The sequence below is a fragment of the Streptococcus sp. IsoGale021 genome, from assembly GCF_031142795.1.
GTDB lineage: Bacteria > Bacillota > Bacilli > Lactobacillales > Streptococcaceae > Streptococcus > Streptococcus hominis.
Genome location: NZ_JAKZJH010000007.1, coordinates 26,105 through 38,620, shown reverse-complemented (window position 1 = coordinate 38,620; position 12,516 = coordinate 26,105). Strand labels below are relative to the sequence as shown.

At 41.3% G+C, this 12,516-nt stretch carries 10 protein-coding genes; all 10 read left to right on the top strand.

The features are described 5' to 3' along the window. Positions 1-19: 19 nt before the first annotated feature. The 10 genes from RG565_RS06280 (at position 20) to tkt (ending at position 12,492) form a co-directional block, all read left to right on the top strand. A complete protein-coding gene (locus RG565_RS06280) occupies positions 20-2,152 on the top strand; it encodes an ATP-dependent Clp protease ATP-binding subunit (protein ID WP_247937364.1) in 2,133 nt (710 codons plus the stop codon). A gap of 196 nt (positions 2,153-2,348) precedes the next feature. Continuing rightward, complete coding sequence (locus RG565_RS06275) at positions 2,349-3,809, top strand: PTS ascorbate transporter subunit IIC (protein WP_049533280.1); 1,461 nt, start codon at positions 2,349-2,351, stop codon at positions 3,807-3,809. A 30-nt stretch (positions 3,810-3,839) separates the two neighbouring features. After that, entirely contained in the window at positions 3,840-4,121 is a 282-nt protein-coding gene (locus tag RG565_RS06270; protein ID WP_003032305.1) for a PTS sugar transporter subunit IIB, read from the top strand. Positions 4,122-4,521: 400 nt separating this feature from the next. Further along, positions 4,522-5,007, top strand: a complete 486-nt coding sequence (locus RG565_RS06265; protein ID WP_308937459.1) for a PTS sugar transporter subunit IIA — start codon at positions 4,522-4,524, stop codon at positions 5,005-5,007. A gap of 45 nt (positions 5,008-5,052) precedes the next feature. Further along, positions 5,053-5,718: a 3-keto-L-gulonate-6-phosphate decarboxylase UlaD gene (locus RG565_RS06260; protein WP_151379948.1), complete on the top strand. Its 666-nt coding sequence runs from the start codon at positions 5,053-5,055 to the stop codon at positions 5,716-5,718. Positions 5,719-5,721: 3 nt separating this feature from the next. Beyond that, positions 5,722-6,591, top strand: a complete 870-nt coding sequence (locus tag RG565_RS06255) for an L-ribulose-5-phosphate 3-epimerase (RefSeq protein WP_003039096.1) — start codon at positions 5,722-5,724, stop codon at positions 6,589-6,591. Further along, positions 6,585-7,286 (top strand): L-ribulose-5-phosphate 4-epimerase, encoded by a 702-nt coding sequence (locus tag RG565_RS06250; RefSeq protein ID WP_247937363.1) that lies wholly within the window; start codon positions 6,585-6,587, stop codon positions 7,284-7,286. The genes RG565_RS06255 and RG565_RS06250 overlap by 7 nt, the downstream gene beginning before the upstream one ends. Before the next feature lie 196 nt (positions 7,287-7,482). Further along, on the top strand, positions 7,483-9,153 hold the full coding sequence (locus RG565_RS06245; RefSeq protein WP_247937385.1) for a transcription antiterminator: 1,671 nt from the start codon (positions 7,483-7,485) through the stop codon (positions 9,151-9,153). Positions 9,154-9,313: 160 nt separating this feature from the next. After that, the gene (ulaG, locus tag RG565_RS06240) at positions 9,314-10,405 is read left to right on the top strand and encodes an L-ascorbate 6-phosphate lactonase (protein ID WP_049533283.1); all 1,092 of its coding nucleotides are present in this window, start codon (positions 9,314-9,316) and stop codon (positions 10,403-10,405) included. A gap of 110 nt (positions 10,406-10,515) precedes the next feature. After that, positions 10,516-12,492 (top strand): transketolase, encoded by a 1,977-nt coding sequence (gene tkt, locus RG565_RS06235; RefSeq protein ID WP_247937362.1) that lies wholly within the window; start codon positions 10,516-10,518, stop codon positions 12,490-12,492. Positions 12,493-12,516: the final 24 nt, after the last annotated feature.

Here is a 12,516-nt window from a genome sequence, read left to right as displayed (position 1 = left end):
TAATAAGTGAGGTACAGATATGAACAACAACTACAACAACTTTGATAACATGGATGATCTTTTCAATCAATTGATGGGAAGAATGGGCGGTTTTAATAGTGAAAATCGGCGTTATCTCATCAATGGACGTGAAGTAACACCAGAGGAATTTGCACAATACCGTGCAACGGGGAAACTTCCGAAACAGGCAATGGAGGCTCAAAATCCACAAATGCAAGGGCAAGCGACTGCTCCAAAACAAGATGGCATTTTAGCGAAGTTGGGTCGTGATTTGACAGAGGAAGCGCGTCAAGATATGCTAGATCCCGTCATTGGGCGTAACAAGGAAATTCAAGAAACAGCAGAAATTCTGTCTCGTCGGACGAAAAACAATCCAGTTCTAGTCGGAGATGCTGGAGTTGGTAAGACTGCAGTTGTTGAAGGTTTGGCGCAGGCGATTGTTAATGGTGATGTTCCTGCTGCTATTAAGAATAAAGAAATTATTTCTGTAGATATTTCGGGATTAGAAGCAGGTACACAGTATCGTGGTAGCTTTGAAGAAAATATTCAAAATTTGGTTTCTGAAGTAAAAGAAGCGGGCAATGTTATTCTCTTCTTTGATGAAATTCATCAAATCCTCGGTGCCGGCAGCACAGGTGGAGATAGTGGCTCTAAAGGTTTGGCGGATATTTTGAAACCAGCCCTTTCTCGCGGGGATTTAACGGTAATTGGTGCGACGACGCAAGATGAATACCGCAACACCATTTTGAAAAATGCAGCTCTGGCTCGTCGTTTCAATGAAGTAAAGGTAAATGCTCCTTCTGCAGAAGATACTTATAAGATTTTACAAGGAATTCGTGACTTATACGAAAAACACCACAATGTTATCTTGCCAGATGAAGTGTTAAAAGCGGCTGTGGATTATTCGATTCAATACATTCCGCAACGCAGTTTGCCAGATAAAGCGATTGACCTAGTGGACGTGACAGCGGCTCACTTAGCAGCTCAACACCCCGTTACAGATGTGCATGCAGTGGAACGTGAAATTGCAGAACAAAAGGCAAAACAAGAAGCTGCGGTTGAAAAAGAAGATTTTGAAACAGCTTTGAATGCCAAGATGCGTATTGAAGAGCTGGAAAAGAAAATTGAAAATCATACAGAAGACATGAAAGTGACAGCAACTGTCAATGATGTGGCAGAGTCTGTAGAACGTATGACGGGTATTCCTGTTTCCCAAATGGGCAGCAGCGATATTGAGCGCTTGAAAGAGATGAATGCGCGCTTGAAGACAAAAGTCATTGGACAAAATGAAGCGGTTGAAGCGGTGGCGCGTGCTATTCGTCGGAATCGTGCAGGCTTTGATGAAGGTAACCGTCCGATTGGTAGCTTCCTCTTTGTCGGACCAACTGGGGTCGGAAAAACAGAGCTAGCAAAGCAATTAGCGCTAGATATGTTTGGTACAAAAGACGCGATTATCCGTTTGGACATGTCTGAATACTCTGACCGTACAGCTGTATCGAAGTTGATTGGTACAACAGCTGGCTATGTGGGCTATGACGACAATAGCAATACATTGACAGAACGTGTTCGTCGCAATCCTTACTCAATCATTCTGCTAGATGAAATTGAGAAAGCAGACCCACAAGTCATCACGTTGTTACTGCAAGTCTTAGATGATGGGCGTTTGACAGATGGACAAGGAAATACTGTCAATTTTAAGAATACGGTTATTATTGCTACTTCTAACGCAGGATTTGGCTATGAAAGCTTTACAGGTGACGAAGAAAAAGATATGAAAATTATGGATCGATTGAAACCATACTTCCGTCCAGAATTCTTGAATCGGTTCAATGCAGTTATTGAATTCTCACACCTTGGTAAAGAAGACTTGGCTGAAATTGTTGAATTGATGCTAGATGAAGTCAACCAAACGCTTGCTAAGAAAGACATCACTCTGACGGTAACGGATGCCGCAAAAGCTTACCTAGCAGAAGAAGGTTACGATGAAGTCATGGGTGTTCGTCCGCTTCGCCGTGTGATTGAACAACAAATCCGTGACAAAGTAACCGACTATCATCTGGATCATTTGGATGTAAAACATCTCTTAGCTGACCTTAAAGATGATGAATTAGTCATTGAGGAAGCAACAGATGATTCAGCTACAAAAGCATAATTCTCCAGAGAAGTGGGCGGTTTCCTATGATTGTAGAACAATCATGGAAGCTGTTCAGCTTCTTTTTTTATTCCCCATATTTTTCACAGTCCAAGAGTGAACAGTTGCTTGTGTAATTCTTGGTCTTTTTGTTACCGCTTACATGGTTTATAATAGGCTTATAAAGAACAAATAAAATAGAAAAAGGAGAGTTAAAATGAACATCATTTTAAACATTCTGAACTGGTTCTCGCAAAATATTTTGCAGAATCCAGCCTTCTTTGTAGGTCTCTTGGTTCTCGTTGGCTATGCGTTATTGAAAAAGCCAGCGCATGATGTCTATGCCGGTTTCATCAAAGCAACAGTTGGTTATATGCTGCTGAACGTTGGGGCTGGAGGTTTGGTAACAACTTTCCGTCCGATTTTAGCGGCTCTGAACTTTAAGTTTAAGATTGGTGCAGCGGTAATTGACCCTTACTTTGGATTAACAGCGGCAAATACAAAGATTGCAGAGGAATTTCCAAACTTTGTTGGAGCAGCAACAACGGCGCTGTTGATTGGTTTTGGTGTCAATATTCTGCTCGTTGCTCTTCGGAAAATTACAAAAGTGCGGACGCTGTTCATTACAGGTCATATCATGGTTCAACAAGCAGCGACTGTTTCATTGATGGTTCTTCTCCTTGTTCCTCAATTGCGTAATAGCTGGGGCGTGCTGGCAATCGGTGTCATCTGTGGACTTTACTGGGCAGTCAGCTCCAATATGACAGTAGAAGCAACACAACGTCTGACAGGTGGCGGTGGTTTTGCGATTGGTCACCAACAACAATTTGCGATTTGGTTTGTGGATAAAGTTGCAGGTAAATTTGGTAAGAAGGAAGAAAATCTTGATAACTTGAAATTACCAAAATTCCTGTCTATTTTCCATGATACAGTGGTTGCTTCGGCGACGTTGATGTTGGTTTTCTTTGGAGCTATTCTCTTAATTTTGGGTCCGGATATCATGTCCAATGCAAAAGTCATTACATCAGGTACAGTTTACAACCCTGCTAAGCAAGATTTTTACATGTATATCATTCAAACAGCCTTTACTTTCTCAGTTTATCTCTTTGTCTTGATGCAAGGGGTGCGGATGTTTGTAGCAGAATTGACGAATGCCTTCCAAGGTATCTCTAACAAATTGCTTCCTGGTTCATTCCCAGCTGTGGACGTTGCAGCTTCTTATGGTTTTGGTTCACCAAATGCGGTGCTTTCAGGATTTGCTTTTGGCTTAATTGGTCAATTGATTACCATTATGCTCTTAATTATCTTTAAGAATCCAATTCTGATTATCACTGGTTTCGTTCCAGTATTCTTTGATAATGCAGCGATTGCAGTTTATGCAGATAAGCGTGGCGGCTGGAAAGCGGCAGTTATCTTGTCCTTTATTTCAGGTGTATTGCAAGTAGCGCTTGGTGCTCTCTGTGTGGCACTTCTCGGTCTAGCTTCTTACGGTGGTTACCATGGAAATATTGACTTTGAATTCCCTTGGCTTGGTTTTGGTTATCTTTTCAAATATCTTGGCATTGTAGGTTACATTCTTGTTTGTGTATTCTTGCTGATTATTCCGCAGTTGCAATTTGCCAAAGCAAAAGACAAGGAAGCGTACTACCGTGGTGATGTCCAAGCGGAAGAAGAATAAAAATAGATTTAATTAACGGAGGAAAATAATATGGTTAAGGTATTAACAGCATGCGGAAATGGTATGGGTTCATCTATGGTGATTAAGATGAAAGTAGAAAACGCTCTACGTAAACTAGGGCAAACAGATTTTACTGTCAATTCATGCAGTGTGGGCGAAGCTAAAAGTTTAGCTTCTGGTTATGATATTGTCATTGCCTCTCTTCATTTGATTCATGAATTGGACGGACGGACAAATGGTAAATTGATTGGTCTGGATAATCTGATGGACGACAAAGAAATTACTGAAAAATTATCACAAGTATTGGAATGATGCGGTTAGAGGTTCGTCTCAGCCTCGTCGCTTAAGAAATTGATATAGAGGCTGAGCAAAAAGTATTTTATTCTCTATCTCATTTAGTATTAAACGAATGACGCAGTAGGTGATTGGACTCTTCATTCACTTTTCAAGCTCGGAAGAGCACCTTTGAAGAAAACGAAGTTTTCTTCATCTACAATCTTAAACAGCTTGATAAGTGTTTAAGCACCTTTGCGGGGGTGGGACTACGAACTTAAAATTTTCAAGATAAGTTCTGTCCCACTCCCATTCGCTTAAAAGGATACGTGAAACTGAAAACTTAGCAAAGTTGAAGTCCATTGTGCTGATTCAACAACATAGGATTTCTCTTTGATAATCTGTTTTGAGCTTCCATTTCCAACGAAAGGAAGAAACAATGAATTTAAAGCAAGCATTGATTGAAAACAAGTCCATTCGGTTGGGTCTTTCTGCTTCGACTTGGCAAGAAGCAATTAAACTTTCTGTTGACCCATTGATTGAAAGTGGGGCCGTCAAACCTGAATATTATAATGCCATTATCGAATCCACAGAAGGCTATGGGCCTTACTATATTTTGATGCCAGGTATGGCGATGCCGCATGCTCGTCCAGAAGCTGGTGTGCAAAGAGATGCCTTTTCTTTAGTGACTTTGAAAGAACCTGTAACCTTCTCAGACGGAAAAGAAGTGAGTGTCTTGTTAGCTCTTGCGGCAACGAGTTCAAAAATTCATACGAGTGTTGCCATTCCGCAGATTATCGCCCTGTTTGAATTGGAAAATTCTATTGACCGCCTATTAGCATGTCAAACAGAAGCAGAAGTTCTAGCTTTGATTGATGAGTCAAAAAATAGTCCATATTTAGAAGGATTAGATTTAGATAGTTAGTAACTGGTTTGATTTAAGCCATTAGAAAATAGAAAGAGAAAAATTATGACAAAACGATTACCGAATTTACAAGTAGCACTGGATCATTCTGATTTGCAAGGAGCTATTAAAGCAGCTGTCTCGGTAGGTCATGAAGTAGATGTTATTGAAGCAGGAACGGTTTGTCTCTTGCAAGTCGGCAGTGAGCTAGTAGAAGTGTTGCGCAGTTTATTTCCGGATAAAATCATCGTTGCAGATACCAAGTGTGCTGACGCTGGTGGTACGGTTGCCAAAAATAATGCCGTTCGCGGAGCGGACTGGATGACTTGCATTTGCTGTGCAACAATTCCAACTATGAAAGCCGCTCTAAAAGCGATTCAAGAAGAACGTGGCGAGCGCGGTGAGATTCAAATTGAACTCTACGGCGATTGGACTTATGAGCAAGCTCAGACTTGGCTTGACGCTGGCATTTCACAAGCCATTTACCATCAATCACGTGATGCCCTTCTTGCGGGTGAAACTTGGGGTGAAAAAGATCTCAATAAAGTTAAGAAATTGATTGAAATGGGATTCCGTGTGTCTGTGACAGGTGGTTTAAATGTAGATACGCTCAAACTTTTTGAAGGAGTGGATGTCTTTACCTTTATTGCTGGACGCGGAATAACAGAAGCTGAAAACCCAGCAGCAGCAGCGCGTGCTTTCAAAGACGAAATCAAGCGAATCTGGGGGTAAACTATGACACGTCCGATTGGAATTTATGAAAAGGCAACGCCTAAGCATTTTTCTTGGCAAGAACGGTTAGAATTTGCCAAGGAAATGGGATTTGATTTTGTGGAAATGTCGGTTGATGAAAGTGACGCTCGGCTGGCGCGTCTCGCTTGGTCTAAAAAAGAACGTCTAGAAATTGTCAAAGCTATCTATGATACAGGTGTGCGGATTCCAAGTATTTGCTTTAGTGGACATCGGCGTTATCCATTAGGCTCAAACAATCCTGAGTTAGAAGCAAAATCGCTTGAAACGATGAAACAATGTATCGAGTTAGCACAGGATTTAGGTGTGCGGGTCATTCAATTAGCGGGTTATGATGTTTATTACGAAGAGAAATCACCTGAAACGCGTGCTCGTTTCTTAAAAAATCTGCGTCTAGCATGTGATTGGGCTGAACAGGCACAAGTTATGTTGGCGATTGAAATCATGGATGATCCATTTATCAACAGCATTGAGAAGTATTTGGCTGTGGAAAAAGAAATCAATTCGCCTTATCTCTTTGTCTATCCAGATACAGGCAATGTTTCTGCTTGGCACAATGACCTTAGGAGTGAATTTTACCTTGGTCATCAGGCAATTGCGGCTCTTCATCTAAAAGATACCTATGCCGTAACGGAGCATTCTAAAGGACAATTTCGCGATGTTCCTTTTGGCAAAGGTTGTGTCAATTGGGAAGAAATGTTTGCCATTTTGAAAAAAACTAACTACCAAGGACCGTTCTTGATTGAAATGTGGTCTGAGAATTGCGAAACGGTGGAAGAAACCAAAGCTGCTATCAAAGAAGCGCAAGATTTCCTTTATCCACTCATTGAGAAAGCGGGGTTATGTGAATGTTAGTACCAGAATTACGAGACCGTGTTTATAAAGCCAATATGGAGCTTCCAGAGCATGGTTTGGTGAAATTTACCTGGGGAAATGTTTCGGCAATTGACCGTGAGAAGGGCTTGATTGCCATTAAACCTTCTGGTGTGGCGTATGAAAAATTATCTCCAGAAAATATGGTTGTGACTGATTTGGATGGTAATATTGTCGAAGGAGACCTGAATCCGTCGTCAGATTTGCCGACGCATGTGGAACTGTACAAAGCATTTCCAGAAGTGGGTGGCATTGTTCATACGCACTCGACAGAAGGAGTGGCTTGGGCGCAGGCGGGACGCGATATTCCATGCTATGGCACTACGCATGCTGATACTTTCTACGGTCCAATTCCATGCGCTCGTGCCTTGACACCAGAGGAAATCAATGGCGAGTACGAAAAAGAAACTGGGAAAGTCATTATCGAAGAATTTGCCAAACGTGGCTTAGATCCGCTCGCAGTAGCAGGTGTAACCGTCCGCAACCACGGACCATTTGCTTGGGGCAAGGACGAAAAGTCTGCTGTTTATAATGCAGTTGTTCTGGAAGAAGCCGCTCGCATGGCACGCTACACAGAAGCTATCAATCCAGAAGTGACGGAAGTGCCGCAAGATCTTAAAGACAAGCATTACCTGCGAAAACACGGAAAGAATGCTTACTACGGACAGAAAAAATAATTATGAAAAATCAAGGAGGAGGACGACTACCATGATTGAGAGCAGTCATGATGCCGGTTCCTCGCCTTGCTTTTCTCATTTTGCTATGAAAAAGCGCTAAAAATGACCAAAATAACGAATAAATTCTTTCGATTTCATGTGAATGATGTGTGAAAAGATGTTATAATGGTTTGCAATCCCTTTCAAGGAGTAAATGATGATATTATTGGATCAAACAAGTTGTGACTTACTAAAATACCTCATTCAGTTGGAAGAGCCAGAAACGATTATGACCATTTCACGGGCAACCAGTCAATCGCGGAGGAAAATCTATTATCATTTAGAAAAAATCAATGATGCCTTAGCGGATGCTGGCGAAGTCATTAGCAGCCGTCCTAGAGTAGGGATTGTCTTAACCGCACACCAAAAAGAACTCTGCCAAGCGTTATTGGAAGGCGTTGACTCTTATAGCTATGTCATGAGCATGACCGAGCGTATGCAGCTGACTGTGCTTTATATCTGTATTGCTAAGGAGCGTGTGACTATTGAAAAGCTAATGGAATTGACAGAAGTATCCCGCAATACGGTTCTCAATGATTTGAATGAAATCCGCAATCAGTTAGCTTCGGAGCAGTATCAAGTCAATCTCGCTTCCACGAAAGCGCAAGGATATTTTTTAAAATGTCATCCACTCAATAAAATCCAATATGTTCATTCTCTCTTGTATCACATTTTTGTAGAGGGAAATCATAGTTTTGTTACGATTTTAACAAAGAAGATAAGGAATTTTGTTGGTGATGAGATTCTTCTGTCGGATGATTTACAAGACTTTCTTAACCAAAGAGTACAAGATGTGGAGCAGGATTTAGGTAAGAAAATCAATCGCCATGAAATCAAATTTATGTTGCAAGTCTTACCATATCTTCTGTTGAGCTGTCGAAATATGGCTTTAAGTGAGGAAGAACAGGAAGATTTGAAGCGTGAGTTTACCTTGATTCGCAAGCGGATAGAATACCAAGCAGCCAAGAATTTGAATAGTAATTTACAGGCAACATTTGGCTTGCAATTAAATGATATTGAAATTTCTCTCTTAGCCGTTCTTTTGCTTTCTTACCGAAAGGACAGGGATATTCATGCAACCAGTCAAGATTTTGTCCAATTAAAAGAAGCGATTGATGAGTTTATCTGGCGGTTTGAAGTTAGTTCGCACTTTGAAATTGAAAATAAAGAAGATTTGTTGCGAAATTTATTGACGCACTGCAAGGCTTTGCTGTTTCGTAAAACCTACGGCATTCTGTCTAAAAATCCATTGACACGACAGATCAAGGAAAAATATGCAGATTTGTTTGCAGTCACCAAGTCTTGCTCTGTGATTTTGGAGGAAGCATGGCTTATTTCACTAACTGATGATGAAGTTGCTTATCTTGCTCTTCATATGGGTGGATTCTTAAAACATAATCGTGCTGAAAAACAAGATGCCAAACGGATTTATTTAGTCTGTGATGAAGGAGTAGCTGTGCAGAAATTGCTACTCAAACAGTGCTTGTATCATTTACCAAATGAAAATTTAAGTGCTGTTTTTACGACAGAACAATTCAAAAGCGTCGAAGACATTTTAAATGTGGATTTATTAATTACGACAAATGACGGATTGGAAACCACTCTGCCAACGATCCAGGTTCAGCCCATTTTGGACTACGAGGACGTATTGAATATTACTTCTTTTGTGAAAGATCAGACCCTTTCTACTAAAGGCGTGCGATTTAGTCAAGATTTAGAACGAATTTTGTCACAATACCTCAAGGATTCAACGCGTACACAAGAGCTGAAAAATAAAATTCAAAAACTTGTCAACGAAGAATTATTATCAACTTCAATGGAAGAATGAAAGAATAAGATGACTGGCTAGGGATAAAATTCCCGGCTTTTTTAGTTGTGAAAAATAGTCCAATCTTGAACACAGACATGTGCTTTATTTGGTCTTTTTTAATCTATTGAAGGGAGTTATACTAAGAATGTAGAATAAAATATCTTGAGGAGGATAAGCAATGCCAAATGTAAAAGAAATCACAAGAGAATCTTGGATTTTATCCACTTTCCCAGAATGGGGAACATGGCTCAATGAAGAAATTGAAGAAGAAGTTGTGCCAGAAGGTAACTTTGCTATGTGGTGGTTAGGGAATTGTGGTGTTTGGATTAAGACACCAGGTGGTGCTAATGTGGTCATGGATCTCTGGTCCAACCGCGGAAAATCAACCAAAAAGGTCAAAGACATGGTGCGTGGTCACCAAATGGCCAATATGGCTGGTGTCCGCAAATTGCAACCAAATCTCCGTGTGCAACCAATGGTGATTGACCCATTTGCGATTAACGAACTAGACTATTACCTTGTTTCTCATTTCCACAGCGACCATATTGACATCAATACTGCTGCAGCTATCGTCAACAATCCAAAATTAAATCATGTGAAGTTTGTCGGCCCCTACGAATGTAGCGAAATTTGGAAAAAATGGGGTGTCCCAGAAGAACGTATCATCGTGATTAAACCCGGCGAAAGTTTTGAGTTTAAAGATATTAAAGTATCGGCTGTGGAATCCTTTGACCGAACTTGCTTGGTCACACTTCCAGTTGATGGTGCGGATGCTCAAGACGGTGAGCTGAAAGGGCTTGCTGTAACTGACGAAGAAATGGCGCGTAAGGCAGTTAACTACGTCTTTGAAACACCGGGCGGTACGATTTATCATGGCGCAGATTCTCACTTCTCAAACTATTTTGCCAAACATGGAAAAGATTTCAATATTGATGTAGCGATTAACAACTACGGTGACAACCCAATCGGTATTCAAGACAAGATGACTTCGATTGATTTGCTTCGTATGGCTGAAAACCTTCGTGCCAAAGTTATTATTCCGGTTCATTATGATATCTGGTCTAACTTCATGGCTTCAACGGACGAGATTTTAGCCTTGTGGAAGATGCGCAAAGAGCGCCTCCAATATCAATTCCACCCATTCATCTGGGAAGTTGGTGGTAAATATACCTATCCGCAAGACAAAGACAGGATTGAATATCATCACCCACGTGGTTTTGATGATTGCTTCGAGCACGATTCGAATATTCAATTTAAGGCTTTACTATAAAAAATTAAGTGGGAATTATCCGTATACATTGCGATATGCGGATAATTTTCATATAATGATAGTGTAGAATAATTGCTACTGAAAGGGTAGTATTATAAAAGGAGAATTCAATGTCAAATTTATCTGTCAATGCCATTCGTTTCTTAGGAATTGATGCCATTGAAAAATCAAAATCTGGGCATCCAGGTGTTGTCATGGGCGCAGCACCGATGGCTTATGACTTGTTTACCAAGCAAATGCGTGTGAATCCAGAAGTACCAAATTGGGTCAATCGTGACCGTTTTATCTTGTCAGCAGGTCATGGGTCTATGTTGCTCTATGCACTTCTTCACTTGTCTGGTTTTCAAGATGTCACTATGGACGAAATCAAGAACTTCCGTCAATGGGGTTCTAAAACGCCTGGTCATCCAGAATTTGGACATACAGCTGGCGTAGATGCGACAACTGGACCCCTCGGCCAAGGAATTTCGATGGCAACTGGTTTTGCGCAAGCAGAACGTTTCCTAGCTGCTAAGTACAACCGTGAAGGCTATAATATCTTTGACCACTATACGTATGTCATCTGTGGTGACGGGGACTTAATGGAAGGTGTGTCTGCTGAAGCAGCTTCTTATGCTGGACTGCAAAAGCTAGATAAGCTCATCGTTCTCTATGATTCAAACGACATCAATTTGGACGGAGAAACGAAGGATTCCTTTACAGAAAGCGTTCGTGACCGTTACAATGCTTACGGTTGGCACACAGCTTTGGTTAAAGATGGAACAGACTTAGAAGCAATCAATGCGGCGATTGAAGCTGCAAAAGTTTCTGGCAAACCGTCATTGATTGAAGTCAAAACGGTGATTGGTTATGGCTCTCCAAATAAACAAGGGACAAATGCTGTTCATGGAGCGCCTCTTGGTGCAGAAGAAGCAGCAGCTACTCGCAAAGCTCTTGCTTGGGATTACGCACCATTCGAAATCCCTGAAGAAGTCTACGAAGATTATCGAGTTAATGTTGCAGAACGCGGCAAAGCTGCCTATGATGCTTGGGAAAAACTCGTTGAAGAATACAAACAAGCCTATCCTGACTTAGCTGATGAAGTTGCTGCCATTATTGCTGGAAAAGATCCAGTTGAGATCAAGCCAGAAGATTTCCCAGTAGTAGAAACAGGTTTCTCACAAGCTACTCGTAATTCTAGCCAAGATGCTTTAAATGCCGCAGCAAAAGTACTTCCAACATTCCTTGGTGGCTCTGCTGACCTAGCTCATTCTAATATGACTTATATCAAAGAAGACGGCTTGCAAGATGATGCTCACCGTCTTAACCGCAATATTCAATTTGGTGTGCGTGAATTTGCTATGGGTACTATTTTGAATGGTATGGCACTTCACGGGGGACTTCGTGTTTACGGTGGTACATTCTTTGTCTTCTCAGACTATGTTAAAGCAGCTGTTCGCTTGTCAGCTCTTCAAGGCTTACCTGTGACTTATGTCTTTACGCATGACTCAATCGCAGTTGGTGAGGATGGTCCAACTCATGAGCCGATTGAGCACTTAGCAGGTCTTCGTGCCATTCCAAACCTCAATGTTTTGCGTCCAGCAGATGCGCGTGAAACACAGGCGGCTTGGTACTTGGCACTCAAGAGTCAATCAACTCCAACAGCTTTGGTTCTCACACGTCAAAACTTGACTGTTGAAGCTGGAACTGACTTTGACAAGGTAGCAAAAGGAGCCTATGTCGTGTATGAGACAGCAGGTGACTTTGATACAATTCTTCTGGCATCTGGTTCTGAAGTCAACTTAGCTGTTGCAGCTGCAAAAGAGTTGGAAGCACAAGGAGAAAAGGTTCGCGTTGTCAGCGTACCGTCAACAGACATCTTTGATGTACAAGATGCTGCTTACAAAGAAGAAATTTTACCAAATGCAGTTCGTCGCCGTGTTGCTATCGAAATGGCTGCAACCCAGTCTTGGTACAAATATGTCGGACTTGACGGAGCTGTTATCGGTATTGACAAATTCGGTGCTTCTGCCCCAGCTGCTAAGGTAATGGAAGAATATGGCTTCACCGTTGCTCATGTCGTAGAAGTTGTGAAAAATTTGAAATAGTAACTATCAAGAAAAAAAACCGAG